The following is a 14,476-nucleotide window of genomic DNA, read 5'->3' on the forward strand; positions in this document are numbered from 1 at the left end:
GACAAAGGAGGTCCGGCCAGTTGCTTGCGAAGTTCGAAACGATAGTCACAGTTTCCCGGTGCTCGAAGGCGCGGGTTGATATGCCCGCGTCAACCGGCCGTGGGCCCGGGCAAGTTGCCTTGTGTAGTGGGCGACTTCCTCATGCTCATCGTCTTCGAGCGCGTGTTCGAGCATCTCGAGTTGATCGCGGACAATCCGGGCCTTCATGCGATGGTAGTCGCTCAAAGCCATTCCCCGCAGGTAAACGCCGACCTGCAGCCGCCGGTTCCAGTCTTCCCAGACAGGGATCCAATACAAAGCGTGAGGGGCATTGCCGCTCATCGCCGCCGAAAGGACTTCTCCTTTGACGATAAAGATCTCGTCCAGGCATTCCTCGGGAGAAGGATAGTAGGCATAACACATCGCGACGCTGGCGACGACCAGCCCCATTATCGACACGCCACCAAGGATCCAGTTGGGCAGCACCAGATCCCAGTTCCCAGCGGGCGGATCGTTTGGAGTTTCCGCGGATGTCAACCAGCGATCGAGATCGAACGATCGTCCGATCAGTCGGACGGCCAGGCCGATGACCGCGATGGCTAACAAGACATACAGGCTGAACAGTTCCTCGGCCCGAAGGTCGTCGTTCAGTTTCTGAACGACCTGGGAGGCGTATGCAGTCTCGTCAGCTGTAAACGGACAGCAGTAGACGTCGAACGCATGGGAGTGGTCGGCCGCTTCGATATCAGTCGGATAGAGCGGCTTTTCTAAAGCATAACCGAGTCCGATGACGACGCTCAGCAACAGGACCATCCAGCCGGCCGATCGCTTCCAGCCGTAGGCGCACAGCATCCATGCCATGATTCCAAAATTCAGGCCCGCCCCGAGGATGAGCAGCACGAATGCGGCGCCAACCGAGTTGCCGTGCTGGAACATCGTCCCCAACTGCGACATCGCCAACATCGGCGTCGCGTAAACGGGGATTGCCACGCCGGTCATCAGAACTGGTGCCCAGAGATCCCCTCCGTTGACAGAAGACTGAAACGAGCCTTTGGGCAAAATTACGTTCAGCAGAACAATCCCTGTGAGCCCGATAAGAATGTAAATCGTCGACCAACTCCAGAACTCACGGCCCATGGCCACGAAAACCCCCACGATCCGACGGATCCCCTGCGGGACCGGAGGCTCTTCGGACGGCAAATCGGCAGTCCGGGGGAACAGCCAGTCGAAGACGACTCCGATTACTGTGACCACGAGCAGAGAGCAAAGAGAGAACGACAGAATGGTAAACGGCTCCGAGAGCGTCAGTCCATAGAGAACCGACAGCGGATTGAACAGGGGCGCGGTCAGTCCGAATGCCAGGATCGTTCCGCTACTCAAACCAGCCCGCTTCATTTCCCGCATGACGGGGATCACGCCCAGCGAGCAGACGGGAAGCAACATGCCAAGCGCCCAGGCCTGCGGCAAGGCCCGCCACGTTCCTTCACCGAACAGCTTTCGCAGATTGGTCGGGCCGATCCATTTCCGAAAGACGGCAGCGACGATATAGCCTGTGAGAATGAACGGAGCGGCCTGGCTGACCGCTTGAGCCACTCGGAGGATCGCCCCCCAGATGATCGCTTCAAACATTGTCGCCATCCTTCGTTTCAAAGGAGTTGTATTGATCAATCTCGGCAGCCCGGTCAGCCAGCACACGCAACCGATCAATTTCTCGCTCGATCTCGTCGGTGGTCACGGCTCCATTCTTCCAGGCGACGTTGGCGAGCGTTCTCGATACTTCGTGAACCCGGTCCCATTCGTCTTTGGCAAGGTCGGTCTGCGCCGCCAGCTCAGGCAACCAGCCGATAATATCCCGCAGTTCCAGGACCGATTCCTCGGTCTCGAGACTGGAATGAATGCGGGAATGAAGAATGTCGACCGCCACGACAAAGTCGGCTGGCTTATGAGCAGGAATAACGTGTTCGCCGTGCTCTTCATCCTCTTTTGACGATATGCAACCACTGAAGACAGAAAGCAATAACGAGGCTGCCACGACGCAGAGTCTCGGGTATGTCTTGTATATGAAACTCATGATCGAGTCCCTTCGGAGCTGGGAGCGACGGGAACGGGAACTTCGTTGATAATCTCCTGAATGACACGTTCAGGATCGAGATCATCGATGCCGAGGCGGACGGACAGGACCGGCAGCGCAACGTGCTGAAGATCGTCGGGCGTGACGAAACGCCGCTCGGCCAGATAGGCACAGGCCTGGGCACATCGCTGCCACGTCAGGAGTCCGCGAGGACTCAACCCCAAATGAACACGGGCATGACGCCGAGTCAGCCGGCCGAGAGCCACGAGGTATTCCTGCACGTTGCGGCTCACTGGAATGCATGCCACTTCCTGTTGCAGAAGCAGGAGGTCTCCAGGGCCGAATCCGGTTTCGATTTCCTCGTCCTCGTCCGTTCCGGAAGAAACCGCGCGGCTGAGCATGGCGATCTCATCTTCGGCTTCGGGATAGCCAATGCTCAGTTTCATCGCGAAACGGTCAAGCTGTGCTTCCGGCAAAGGGTAAGTGCCATGCTGTTCGATGGGGTTCTGCGTGGCAATGACGAAGAAACTCGGAGACAGCCGATAGCGTTCCGTGTCGATCGTCACCTGGCGTTCGGCCATCGCTTCGAGCAGTGCCGACTGCGTTCGCGGCGTCGCCCGATTGATCTCATCGGCCAGCAGAAGTTCAGCAAACACAGGCCCCTGACGGAACTCGAACTCATGCGACTTCTGGTTGAAGATGCTGAAGCCGGTCACGTCGCTGGGTAACAAATCAGGCGTGCACTGAACGCGAGCGAAACGTTCGCCCACCCCTTCTGCCAGGGCTTTGGCAAGTGTCGTTTTTCCCAATCCGGGTTGATCTTCCAGCAGCAGATGCCCCTGAGCCAGTAGGCAGACGAGAACCTGCTCGATAGTGTCCGCCTTTCCTTTGAGCGTTGCATTGAGCCGCCGCCGCAATTGCATCAGCTTTTCGCGAAGCTCCTCGGCTCGCAGGTCGGGAGTTTGAAGTTCTAACGCACTCATAAGTTCGTTCCCGTTGATGGCTGTAGGTTCCCCTCGTCACGATTCGTCCGACGCCGATGCAGCATCGATCGACAGATTTCCCGTATTCTCGAGGCCGGAAGTCCGACCGGCGAAGGATCAGATTCGGAATAGGCGGCCCACTCGAAGGCCCGCTTCAGGAGCCCGCTAACGTCAGCGGAAACATGTTCAGAGTCCTGCAGCTGAGTAACAAAAGTCGCCAGAGTCTGTGACGCGGGACGCGGCGTCCCGGTCAGAGTCAGTTTGCGATCCAGCAGGCGGCCGGCATCCAGCAGCATGCTGCGCAGCTGTGCCGACGAAGCAGCCGCCTCGCGATACTTCCAGTCCCACCACCAGGTCTGACAACGGGTGAGAATTGAGCACCGTTGACGGACTCCGGTTGCGGCAGCACCAATTGAGAACAGAGTCAACGGCCAGTAGATCATCGCCAGACGGCCCAACTGGTACGTCCATAACCCGGCCTGTGCCAGGAATCCTCGCGGGAAATCGCGAACGGCGTAGCCGGGCGTCGGCTCGACAGTGACCCAGGCCTGACTGCCGACGTACACTTCAGCCCACCAGTGAGCATCTTCCGCCCTGACCGATGTCTGCTGCGTACTGAAGTCGAACTGATTGGGGCCGGCGTAAAGTCCGCTGACCGCCCGGCTCGTAATGCCGATCGACCGACACAACATCACGCAGGCGGTGGCAAACAGATAGTCCGGCCCTTCCTGCGATTCGGTGAGAAACCAATGCACGGGATTCTCGCAACCGTCGGGGACACGCACATCGGGATTGAGTCGATATTCCGTCCGCAGCCGATCACAGATGGCGCACACTTTGTCCCACCCGCAAGTTGTGCCACGTGTCCACTCCCGCGCCGCCGCCTGGATCTCCCGCATTCCCGGACCTTCCGGAATGGTCCGGTATTCTTCGAGTCCAAATCCGAGCATCGTTCGGCTGCGGGAGAGTTCGTCGGAATCGAGTCTCGTTGAGACGACATGAATCACACTCATTGGCGGGAGGGAACTGCGCTCCATGGCCAGGACGTCTTCCTGCGCCCACTCAAACAGATCCGCCCGGTCACAACGGTCAATATGTACGCCGTTGAGATTCGCTGGGGCCAGGACGCGATTCGTGTCTACTTTCAGAATCCGGAGCGCGTGTCGCTCAGCCCGCACATTCAGAATGGGATAAGGACGGTCCGACCAGGTGATCCACGGTTTGTCACCATGCTGTTCGACCTTGAGGGCCCGTTCGTGTAAGGTCCGTTTCTCAGCGGGGTACCATTCGGTTCCATCGAACAGATCGTAGACTGTGTGCCTCAAGTGAGCGGGAACTGGCCCGACGAGATGCAGCAATGCATCTGATGCAGTGTCTTTAAGATGTCGGTGCTCCTTCTTTTGCGTCTGCTCACGATCCAGCGAAAAGCTGCGGGAGGCCTTGCGGGCCTGAGCCATCCGATGATGATTCTGCTTGAACAGATCCGGCGGCAACGACACTGCTCGTTCAAACCGACTGGGCGGCTTCGGCGGACTGTATGTGTCTTGAAAGACGTCGTAGAGACTTGGCTGATCGCTTTCGAGAAACGGGGCATCTTCAATCGGCGCAAACGTAAGTGCTTCCTGTGTTGCAGCGACGAGCGCATCACCATCACCGACTCCCGACCGGGCATTCGCATCAGCAGATCCCGTTCCCCCAGAACTCGGCATGAAGCCTTCGACCATCCGCAACCGGACGGAAGTTGGCAGAGCGATCGTGAAGAGCACCGCGAGGAGCAGCACCGAAGCAGCGGCCATGATCCACCACGGTGCCACCGAAATGCTGCCCGAAATTCGATCCGTGCGCAATACCGACCAGTAGGTCGTCGAGAGCCATGTGACGCCCGTCAGCAGATACAGCCCGCAAATCCATGCCATGCTGGCATCCTGCGAGGTTGAAATGCAGAACAGCACGGAGAACAGACTCGTGAAGACCGCCAGTCGTTCAAATCGGGGGACATGGGCAAACACCACCCCGAGCAGCGAAAGATTCCGAAACCCGATCAGTAACTGGATCTCGAACGCATGTCCGTTCTGAAACGACCACCGCCAAAAGGGCTCGATCACCGGGGGAAGTCCCATCACGAGCAGAGCCATCAGCGTGGTGGCGGAACTCGGTTGCCATTGCCGGCGGATCGACTGCCAGCAGAATCCCGCCACCAGCAGACCGATGAGGACGAATCGGATCACAATCGACGTAATCTGGCCATGAGGTTCGCCGACAACGATTTCCGTGGCGAGATGGGCGATCGCAACCAGTCCGCAGGTGAGCCAGTAGCCGAAGTCCGCAGACGTTGAACTCGTATCAGGACGCCGCATGGCAGGCTTTCCTCCATGAAGTTCGAAGGCTCGAACCGATCTCGTCTCGGTTCCGTAGAACGACACTCCCACGTTTGACATCGTCGGCTTGAAGGTCCCCCAGCGACTCAGACGAATCCTCCCGGAAGTTCCGCGCCAGCAGCATGACACTCACGGCCGCCGCTGAAATCGACGATCGTTCTGTTCCGACAACAACGTCGGCTCGTGTCCAGGAGGAACGACCGGATTCGCGGGGATATCCTTCGCGCGGAACACGGGCGAGCGCGATCAGCAGGGCTCGCAATCCCGCCTTACCCGGTAAGAGTTGAAGCGTGGTTCCCCCGAGACTGGCACGGACATTCACGCCCTGCTCCTGAAACTCACGACAGATTCCGCAGAAGATCCGTATGGTCCACTCCAGTGACGAGTCAGATCCACCTCCTTCATGATGATCAGCAATGAGATCCACCGCGCAGGTCACCGATGCATGAATTGTTGCCTGACGTTCGGTGCAGATCAGCCGACCGGAACGAGCCGTCATTGCCCAGTGCACGCGACGCAACGAGTCTCCTTCCCGAAATGACCGCGTCCCCGTCACATCGCCCGAGTCGCCCGTGCGATATTCGGAAAACAGTTCGTCCATCCCTCCTCGAGAATCGAGTTCCGGAATGGTGTCGATCTCAACAGGTCGCGGCAGCACCAGGATCTCGCCATCGACAACCGCCGGCTTGCGGGCAGTCCAGACGCCAAACGGGAAGCCGGTTTCCAGTTGAAGCGGATTCCCGGGAAAGACGCCCCGGCGTTGCGGTGTGAACTGCCAGGTATATTCCGTCGTCCGCAAGGCAGGGACCCGGGCAAAAGAGACCAGCAATTCGTTGTCGTCCTCACGCCTCGAAAGTGAAAGTCCCCACATGGGGATGGGAAGACGATTCCTGAGAAGCACACGAACGGGAACGACCGATTGTTCTTCGACCCAGGCCCTGTCAAAGTGCACATCGACTCGCACGGCCCAGATTCCGAGCAGCGGCCAGAGCAGCCCGACACCGGCAATCATCAGCAGTCCGAACGCCAGCAACCAGGCCTGCGGAGAAACAAACAGCGCGCAGGTTCCCGCAGCGACTGCGACAACGGCCATCCCGACAAGGGGATGTTTCATCCAGTACACCCATCGATTCGCCGACGGGCAAAAATCATAGTTCAACGCGCTGTTCACGCGGTTGATGAGCTTCTGGTGACTTAAGACGGTCGCCATGTTCTCTCTCCTGCTTCAGATTGTTTTTAATCAACCGGAGGGGTGCGCCGCTTTCCACCCGCCGCACAGCCGCCAGGACCGCATTACCTATATTGCGATGATCGCGATAAGCATCGCCAGTCCAGGGCTGGGTGAACACTCGTCTGCATCGGGATCGTTCCCCACGGATGACGGGGTTTCAGTATCCCACCCTGCGAGCGGAACCAACAGCCTTTCGGCAGACCGTCGCCAGTCCCAGACGCTGTGGGAACGTGAAAAGATTCTCAGCGGTGAAGCGAAGGCATGAGTTCTCTCACCAGCGCATTACGCGAGGATCCGAACAAAAGACGGAACGTCGCGACAACCTTAACTGGCTACAAGAGACTCAGCTCCATTCGGGCGGTGCGCGTGGCTGACAGGGATGAGCAGGTTCTCTGACATCAAAGCTTAAGGGGCCGGAAGCAACCTGGCCCGTCAGAGCAGAAATCGATTCTACGTCAGCCGCCAACACGATCGAGGCGTGGTGCAGAGTGTACCACTGACAAACGGGACAGGAATCGTGATCGTGATCGTGATCGGCAGGTCGCGAATCATCGTCCGCAGGCGTTGGCGTCGTTCCCGCATGCGAGTGATTGCAGCACCCGGAGTGCGCAGCAGGGACAGTATGTCCGCAGCATGCAGATCTCTTGCTGTCGGCAGAGATCGTTGAGGCACGCGTATCGGAGTGGTGACCATAATCGCAGGTCACCGCATGCCAGGCATTTCCTCCCGTCCAGAGGGAGATCATCCCCAGGGCGAGTAAGAAAGTCAGGAGTGGTCGGCGAGCAATGCGCATGGAATCTCAAAATCACTCAAGCGGCCGACCAGTCGCTAGGCGGATTATGTAAGGGCCTCGCCTCGATTACAAGGGAAATCATTTTGAATTTGCGATGAACTTACTTTGATGCTCACCGCCGACTGATGTACGACGTCCGGCCGCAACGACACGATGCACGAAGGCTGGCTCAACCGCCTCGCGGGAGTTCCAGACGTGGCCCATGTACGAACGTCCGGATTTGGAGCAGAACTGTCTGCCTCCAGGAGATCAGCGAGATTGGCTTCCGCAGTGGCACGCTCGGCCATAATCGAAGACGCTCATCACGATCCTGCGCCTTCGGCATCTTGATCTCATTGCATATCCACCGGTCAGAAAAGCTGGCAAAATTGGGGAAGCGACTGGCAAGCGGGCCACATCAAGTCAGTTTCGACATTCTCAGTCTCAACGCGTTGCTGATCACGGAAACCGAACTGAAGCTCATCGCGGCCGCGGCGATCATCGGATTGAGCAACAGTTCGTTGTTGATTGGATACAGGATGCCGGCCGCGATGGGGACTCCCAGTGCATTGTAGATCAGAGCAAAGAACAGGTTCTGGCGAATGTTTCGCATCGTAGCCCGACTCAGCTTCACGGCTTTGACGATGCCCCGCAGATCTCCCTTCACCAGGGTCACTCCGGCCGATTCTATCGCGACGTCGGTGCCGGTCCCCATGGCGATGCCGACGTTCGCTTCCGCCAGAGCAGGGGCATCGTTGATGCCGTCGCCGGCCATGGCGACCATGCGGCCCTCGTTTTTCAGCGTGCGAATCCGATCGTGCTTCTCTTCCGGGACCACACCCGCGTGGACTTCATCGATCCCGAGCTTATCGGCGACAGTCGCCGCGGTGTTCCTGTTGTCTCCGGTCAGCATGATGATTCGCAGCCCCAGTCCGTGCAGCGTCCGAACGGCTTCCGCAGTCGACTCCTTGATCGGGTCGGAAACCGCCAGCAGCCCGGCGAGTGTCCCGTCGATGCCGACGTACATCACCGTGCGTCCTTCTTTCTGGAGTTCTTCCACTTGCGTGGAAAGAGCATCAACGTCAGGGAATCCGCGGTCGGCCAGCAGCCCGCGTTTCCCGATGATGACAGCTCGCCCAGCGACGGTGCCGTGAACTCCGCCTCCGGTGATGGAATCAAACTCTTCGACCGATGGCAAACTGAGTTCTCGATCGCGAGCCCCGGCGACAATCGCCGCGGCTAACGGATGTTCGCTCTGCTCTTCCAGCGCCGCGGCCAGCAGCAGGAGATCTGTTTCGTTGAAGTCGCCGTGCGGTACGGTTTCGGTCAGCTTCGGTTTTCCCTCCGTCAGGGTTCCCGTTTTGTCGACGACCAGCGTGTCGATCTTTTCCAGCGTTTCGAGGACCTCGGCATCCTTGATGAGCACGCCTTCTTTCGCGCCACGCCCGACGCCCACCATAATCGACATTGGTGTCGCCAGTCCGAGGGCACACGGACAGGCGATGATGAGAACCGCGATCGCATTCACAAAGGCCCAGGCCAGCGCGGGCTGTTCTGGTTGCAGAATCCCCCAGACGGCGAAGGTGACGATCGCGATCAGTACCACAGCCGGGACGAAATAGCCGGCTACGGTATCGGCGACTTTCTGAATCGGGGCTCGACTCCGTTGAGCATCGGCGACCAGATTCACAATTTGTGAGAGAACGGTATCCTCACCGACTTTCTCGGCTTCCATCACGAAGGCTCCGGTCTGATTCACCGTGCCGCCGATGACCGATGTACCGGGCTCTTTCTGCACCGCCATCGGCTCTCCGGTAATCATCGACTCATCGACCGCGCTTCGTCCCTCCCTCACCGTTCCGTCGACCGGAATCTTCTCGCCGGGACGGACACGCAACCGATCTCCCGTCTGCACCTCATCGAGCGGGACTTCCTGTTCCTGACCGTCTTTCAGTAATCTCGCGGTCGGGGGAGCAAGAGAGAGTAACTCTCGGATCGCGCTACTGGTTCGTCGCCTAGCTCGGATCTCCAGAACCTGACCAAGCAGCACCAGCGTGATAATGACAGCGGCTGCCTCAAAATAGACTTCCGCCTGACCGTGATGCTTGAAGCTCTCGGGGATGATGTCCGGAAAGAGGATCGCGATGACACTGTAGAGGTACGCGGCTCCGGTACCGATCGCGATGAGCGTAAACATATTGAGGTTCCAGGTGAGAATCGAACGCCAGCCGCGAACGAAAAACGTCCAGCCTGCCCAAAGAACGACCGGAGTGCTCAGTATGAGCTGGAGCCAGACATGAGCTCGCGAACCGAGCCACCGGTCGATCGGAACCCCGACCATCGGCAGCATGGCGAGTAGAAAAATTGGAACGGTTAGAGCCGTCGCGACCCAGAACCTCAGCGTCATCTGGCGAAGTTCGGCGTCGCCCTGTTCATTTTCCACGGGAAGCGATTTCGGCTCCAGATCCATGCCGCATATGGGGCACGATCCTGGTCCCTGCTCTTCAACCTGCGGGTGCATCGGACACGTATAGATGATTGGACCGGGCTTGGGGCGAGCCGGCGCTGTCGGCTCCAGGGCCATTCCACACCTCGGACAATCCCCCGGCTTGTCGCTCTCCACTCCGGGGCACATCGGACAGTAATAGGCTGCGGACGATCTGGCCGGCTGGGACTTCGCATCCAGAGAAACGGATTCCCCGTGATGACAGCAGCTCTTTTTGTCCGGAACGGCTTCTGTCGTGTCATTCGACGACCGCCGAAACTTCTCCAGACAATGGGGGCTGCAGAAATAGAACACCTCATCGCCCTGCTCAAGCTTCAGGTCCGTGTCGGCGGGAACGTTCATTCCACAGATGGGATCGACAGGCATCGTGGTCTCTCCAGTTGATTCGAAAAGCACCCAAGGGTTTTGAGCCGACAGGTACGTTGATTGCAGACTGCGTTCACGGACCGTGCCAGCTCATCATCTATTTTGAGGAGAAGAAAAGATGTCGCACGAAAAGTATCGTTCCTGTATCGAAGCCTGTGTTGAATGTGCCCAGGCTTGTGAACATTGTGCCGATTCGTGCCTGAGCGAATCGGATGTTCAAAAAATGGCGGAATGTATTCGCACTGACCGCGATTGTGCCCAGGCATGCTGGACGGCCGCCGCTTTCATGAGTCGGGGATCTCAGTTTGCTGAAGATGTCTGCCGCATTTGTGCGTCGATCTGTGATGCATGTGCTCAGGAGTGTCAAAAGCATGAAACGGATCACTGCCAGAAATGTGCTCAGGCCTGCCGCGACTGCGCCGAACAGTGCCGTCAGATGGCTGGCGCTGCTGCCTGACCAAACGATGCGGTCACCTGGAGTTCACGGTAACAGTCCGTGAAGAACCGATCGAACTAATTCCCGGGGGATCCGATTCGACCTGTCGGGAATTCTTGGTTTCATCTCACGGTTTGCGTCGGATACGGTACTCATTCCGAGCCCCCTTCCACTCCGGCCCAATGGCGGTCCTGCAGGCCGAGATTCATCTTGAACTCCTTGTATCCCGCGTGGAGCCTCCCCGAGGCGGTCTCAATCCGAACCAAGAATTCGTCGAGCTAGGTGCCTTTCGTACCAAGAGGTTACGGCGATTGCCTTATATCGAAATATTCAAGTGGAACTCCATTTTGAACCGAATTCGTGCTGAAACCGAGTCAGCAAAACCGAAGCGTGACCGCATGCGTTTGACTCATGAATATCAAGAACTGCTCGACAGCGGTGTAGTCAAAACGCGTGCAGAACTGGCTCGAAGAATGGGAGTCAGCAGAGCCAGAGTGACTCAGGTGCTAAATCGGCTCAAGACCCGATAATATTGTCGTTTTTTTGTGCACAGTGGTTCGATGTTTCGCAGGAAGCAAACTGCAATTCGCCGCGAGTTTTCCGAGATGCCATCCGAAACGTTTCTTACCACAACCAAGGATCGGTTACCGTTTCTTCCTCACGAATTCGTCACGCGAGAGTTTGCCGTCGCCGTTCATGTCAAAACGATTGAAGCGTTCTTCGAGGTCAGATTTCCCGACCAGACCGTTCTTGTACTCATCCAGCGAAAGATACTCGTCCTTATTCGTGTCCCAGCGATCAAAAGGAATGTTGCGATCTCCCTTCCCTTTTGCTCTGGTCTTCGTGGGCTTGTTCGGCGCGGCAGACGGTTCTTGTTGAGTACTCAGAGCAGTGCCAATGAACGACTTACCTTTGCCAACAACCTCCGGGTAACTTCGCAGAAACTGATTTTCGTCGATCAGGTTCAGATAATAGTGAGTTGTCCCCACGGGCAACTCGACAGTGACCGTGTTGTTTGCCGCCAGAGTCGCCGGTTTGCGATACCATTCCTCGTATTGTTCGCCGCCGTTGAGCGTGTAGATCAAGTCCGCGTTGGTGACACGGGCGCCGTTTTCTTTGTAGGTCACGCTCACTTGTTGCCCGTGTCTTTGATGAGACTCGACCGTGCAAACCTTGTCCTGGTTTGGCAAGGGTGTCGCACTGGCAGGGTTGTAATACGGATAGCTTGCATTCATCTCTGCCAGCGCGGCTGTCAGTTTCTTGTTCATGCTTTGGGTTAGTTCCGGATTCGACTCGGCCAGGTTCTTCGCTTCTTCGATATCAACACGTTTCGCGTCCCCGCTGGATGAATCGTAAAGCTGAAACAGCTCCAAAGGCGCTGTTCCTTCATTGCCGACGTGGTCGAAATTGCGGACCAGTTTGTAATCGCCGACGCGAATCGTGCTTTCCATCGCCGATCCGTGCGGGAAGTGCCACACCATCGTATCGCGGGTCGTCCCGTCAGCGTGTTTGACCAGCTCGGCATCGGTGGGGTTGTTGTGCAAGAGCGGCAGCAGGTCACACCCATCGAGATTCTTGTTTGGTGGCTTGGGTGTTCCGGTCATTGACAGGATCGTGGGATAGAAATCGAGTCCGTTGGCCATCACGTCGGTCTGAACGCCCGGCGCAATGCCGGGACCTGCGATCAGCAACGGAACACGGGTCCCGCCTTCCATCGCCGAAATCTTGCCGCGAGCCAACGGTTCGTTGTCGGTGTAGCGTTCCTTTGTACTTCCTTCCATGCCGCCGTTGTCGGAGGTGAAGATTACATAAGTATTTTCACTGAGCTTGTGACCGGGCCAACGCGGATCTTCGGTTTCGTCCAGGTAATTAAAGATCGTGCCGACGTAGTAATCCAATTCCTCAACCATCGCGCAGTAAAATGGATTCTGCTGCCCGGGAATGTCCTTAGTAGGTGGGTGCGCTGGATCAGTACCCAAACGTTTGGTGTATTTATCCAGAAGAGCCTGCGAACGCGTATGAATTGGAGCGTGGACAAGCCAGGTCGCGTAGTAGAGAAAGAACGGTTTGTCTTTGTTGTCGTTCAAAAAGGTAAGGGCATCTTCGTTGGTTTGATGAAATGGAAACCCGTTTTCGTCCAACCGAAACGGATCCTTCTTTTCTTTCGTGGCGAATCCTGCCAGGCGATCGTCCATGCTCCGCCGAGCACCGCGACTGGATTGTGTGTAGTCAAACCCAACATCCTTAGGCTGTGGAAAGGCTTTGTGGCTGATCGCAATATGCCACTTGCCTGAATGGCCGGTTGCGTAGCCGTTCTGCCGCAACGCTTTGGCGATTGTCATTTCGTCAGCCGGCATCCGGCCGCTATACCACGGATCCATAACTCGGGAGTGTTTACTGTGGGGAGCTGGTGGCGCTCCTCCCACGATGCTTGTCTTCTGAGCCCGCGCGGCATGGTTGCCGCTGATGATCGCACACCGCGACGAAGAACAAACCGGCGTCGGTGAATAGCCCTGCCAGAACATGACTCCTTTTTTGGCGAAGGCGTCGATGTTGGGCGTTTCCATTGGCGAAGGCTCGTCGATGTCATAGCATTTGACGTCTTGCCAGCCCAGGTCGTCTGTCAGCAATAACAAGACGTTTGGCTTCTCGGGACGATCATCGGCTGCAAGCAGCCCGGTGAGGTTGACCGAGAGCGATGCTGCCGACAGAAACAGAAACTGGAGTAATCGAATTTTCATGGGAACGAATTCCGTGTTTTGAAATGGATGGTTCGTAAGGACTGTTCTTGCCACGGTGGTGCTGATGTCCTGCTAATCAGTCTCCCCAAGGGCGCGGCGACTAGACATGACCGTGCGTTCTTCATTTTGCCAATTTTGTCACCAGCACCTGGCAGCGCGATCTGTGTTCTTTCAACACGGATTCGTACGCCGGGGCGTTGGCCAGATTTTTCTGCTCTTTAGGATCGCTCTTGAGATCAAACAGCTCTTCGTAAATTGGCTGCTCGCCGCCCACGGATGCTTCCGGCAAGTACTTTTTACGATCATGCTCACGCGAAAAGTAACGAATATATTTCCACTTCTTCCCGCGGGATGGCCCGGAGGTTTATCTCCGGGTTGCGCAGCAACAAGCAGTCGCCCATTGATGGGCTTCGGCCCATGATGCGTCCCATCTCAGTAAGAAGCAAGTGAGTCTTACTGGTGTCCCCGCCTGCCAATCCTGCTGTTCAGGACCGAGCCACGAACGCTCCGCGTCTGGAATCGAGCGAGGCGCGTATTTCTCGAAACTCTCCGAATGACGCGCGCGTATTTTTGAGAGCGCAATCCGGCCTGGCAGGAGCCCCGATCCCGGTCTCCTGCTCCACTCGGTAAACTCGTCGCGCACCGGCTGACGTCCGGGGTGTAAATATTCTTCGCTACCGGCAGGGAAGCTCCTTTGACACTGGATTCAACGATAATCGCCATGCGACGCACGTTGCACCCGTTGTTCGTGATGCTGGCCTCTCTCACCCACCAGGAACTGGCCCGGCAGGTGGCTTACCTCAAGAAGGAGTACGAGATTCTCCGAGCTCGGCTGCCGAAGAACATCCGGACGACGAAGTCCGAACCGCTGCAGACTCTCCCAGCCGGAAGTGGGTTGCTACAAATCCGGCCCCAACAATTCCAGACGTTCTTCTAACAGCCAGGGTGGTCGCACGCGGTGTTGCACCGGCTCCGTGCGGTGCTGTTCTTTATCGCACGGCGAATCGCTCACG

Annotated in this window: 11 protein-coding genes; 3 read left to right on the forward strand and 8 right to left on the reverse strand. The window is 57.4% G+C overall.

Annotation, left to right across the window (positions count from 1 at the left end; all coding sequences use genetic code 11):
* Window positions 1–45: 45 nt before the first annotated feature.
* The 5 genes from L1A08_RS12335 to L1A08_RS12355 are packed head-to-tail and all read right to left on the reverse strand — an operon-like array spanning window position 46 to window position 6,621.
* Window positions 46–1,608: a permease gene (locus tag L1A08_RS12335; RefSeq protein WP_238756704.1), complete on the reverse strand. Its 1,563-nt coding sequence runs from the start codon at window positions 1,606–1,608 to the stop codon at window positions 46–48.
* Window positions 1,601–2,050, reverse strand: a complete 450-nt coding sequence (locus L1A08_RS12340) for a hypothetical protein (RefSeq protein ID WP_238756705.1) — start codon at window positions 2,048–2,050, stop codon at window positions 1,601–1,603. The genes L1A08_RS12335 and L1A08_RS12340 overlap by 8 nt, the downstream gene beginning before the upstream one ends.
* Entirely contained in the window at window positions 2,047–3,033 is a 987-nt protein-coding gene (locus L1A08_RS12345; protein WP_238756706.1) for an AAA family ATPase, read from the reverse strand. The genes L1A08_RS12340 and L1A08_RS12345 overlap by 4 nt, the downstream gene beginning before the upstream one ends.
* The gene (locus L1A08_RS12350; RefSeq protein WP_238756707.1) at window positions 3,030–5,390 is read right to left on the reverse strand and encodes a transglutaminase-like domain-containing protein; all 2,361 of its coding nucleotides are present in this window, start codon (window positions 5,388–5,390) and stop codon (window positions 3,030–3,032) included. Before L1A08_RS12350 ends, L1A08_RS12345 begins: the two co-directional genes overlap by 4 nt.
* Window positions 5,377–6,621, reverse strand: a complete 1,245-nt coding sequence (locus tag L1A08_RS12355) for a DUF58 domain-containing protein (RefSeq protein ID WP_238756708.1) — start codon at window positions 6,619–6,621, stop codon at window positions 5,377–5,379. The genes L1A08_RS12350 and L1A08_RS12355 overlap by 14 nt, the downstream gene beginning before the upstream one ends.
* Here L1A08_RS12355 and L1A08_RS12360 point away from each other — a divergent pair.
* Entirely contained in the window at window positions 6,620–6,907 is a 288-nt protein-coding gene (locus tag L1A08_RS12360) for a hypothetical protein (protein ID WP_238756709.1), read from the forward strand. The two genes, L1A08_RS12355 and L1A08_RS12360, sit on opposite strands and share 2 nt — an antisense overlap.
* A gap of 925 nt (window positions 6,908–7,832) precedes the next feature.
* Here the strand turns inward: L1A08_RS12360 and L1A08_RS12365 are convergent.
* Entirely contained in the window at window positions 7,833–10,286 is a 2,454-nt protein-coding gene (locus tag L1A08_RS12365) for a heavy metal translocating P-type ATPase (protein ID WP_238756710.1), read from the reverse strand.
* A gap of 118 nt (window positions 10,287–10,404) precedes the next feature.
* On the opposite strand from L1A08_RS12365, the gene L1A08_RS22985 reads away from it, so the two are divergent.
* On the forward strand, window positions 10,405–10,743 hold the full coding sequence (locus L1A08_RS22985) for a four-helix bundle copper-binding protein (protein ID WP_238756711.1): 339 nt from the start codon (window positions 10,405–10,407) through the stop codon (window positions 10,741–10,743).
* Between the two features lie 623 nt (window positions 10,744–11,366).
* Here the strand turns inward: L1A08_RS22985 and L1A08_RS12375 are convergent.
* Together L1A08_RS12375 and L1A08_RS12380 are read right to left on the reverse strand one after the other, a co-directional pair.
* Window positions 11,367–13,358 (reverse strand): sulfatase-like hydrolase/transferase, encoded by a 1,992-nt coding sequence (locus tag L1A08_RS12375; protein ID WP_238756712.1) that lies wholly within the window; start codon window positions 13,356–13,358, stop codon window positions 11,367–11,369.
* Between the two features lie 226 nt (window positions 13,359–13,584).
* The gene (locus L1A08_RS12380) at window positions 13,585–13,737 is read right to left on the reverse strand and encodes a hypothetical protein (protein ID WP_238756713.1); all 153 of its coding nucleotides are present in this window, start codon (window positions 13,735–13,737) and stop codon (window positions 13,585–13,587) included.
* A gap of 447 nt (window positions 13,738–14,184) precedes the next feature.
* Here L1A08_RS12380 and L1A08_RS12385 point away from each other — a divergent pair, with 447 nt between their 5' ends.
* Window positions 14,185–14,400: a hypothetical protein gene (locus L1A08_RS12385; protein WP_238756714.1), complete on the forward strand. Its 216-nt coding sequence runs from the start codon at window positions 14,185–14,187 to the stop codon at window positions 14,398–14,400.
* Window positions 14,401–14,476: the final 76 nt, after the last annotated feature.

The organism is Rubinisphaera margarita, assembly GCF_022267515.1.
Taxonomy (GTDB): domain Bacteria; phylum Planctomycetota; class Planctomycetia; order Planctomycetales; family Planctomycetaceae; genus Rubinisphaera; species Rubinisphaera margarita.

What these genes read in the sequence shown, in the direction of transcription:
- L1A08_RS12345 (WP_238756706.1), bottom strand. Translation starts at nt 3,033, where the DNA reads ATGAGTGCGTTAGAACTTCAAACTCCCGACCTGCGAGCCGAGGAGCTT.
- L1A08_RS12340 (WP_238756705.1), bottom strand. Translation starts at nt 2,050, where the DNA reads ATGAGTTTCATATACAAGACATACCCGAGACTCTGCGTCGTGGCAGCC.
- L1A08_RS12365 (WP_238756710.1), bottom strand. Translation starts at nt 10,286, where the DNA reads ATGCCTGTCGATCCCATCTGTGGAATGAACGTTCCCGCCGACACGGAC.
- L1A08_RS22985 (WP_238756711.1), top strand. Translation starts at nt 10,405, where the DNA reads ATGTCGCACGAAAAGTATCGTTCCTGTATCGAAGCCTGTGTTGAATGT.
- L1A08_RS12360 (WP_238756709.1), top strand. Translation starts at nt 6,620, where the DNA reads ATGTTCTCTCTCCTGCTTCAGATTGTTTTTAATCAACCGGAGGGGTGC.
- L1A08_RS12355 (WP_238756708.1), bottom strand. Translation starts at nt 6,621, where the DNA reads ATGGCGACCGTCTTAAGTCACCAGAAGCTCATCAACCGCGTGAACAGC.
- L1A08_RS12335 (WP_238756704.1), bottom strand. Translation starts at nt 1,608, where the DNA reads ATGTTTGAAGCGATCATCTGGGGGGCGATCCTCCGAGTGGCTCAAGCG.
- L1A08_RS12385 (WP_238756714.1), top strand. Translation starts at nt 14,185, where the DNA reads ATGCGACGCACGTTGCACCCGTTGTTCGTGATGCTGGCCTCTCTCACC.
- L1A08_RS12350 (WP_238756707.1), bottom strand. Translation starts at nt 5,390, where the DNA reads ATGCGGCGTCCTGATACGAGTTCAACGTCTGCGGACTTCGGCTACTGG.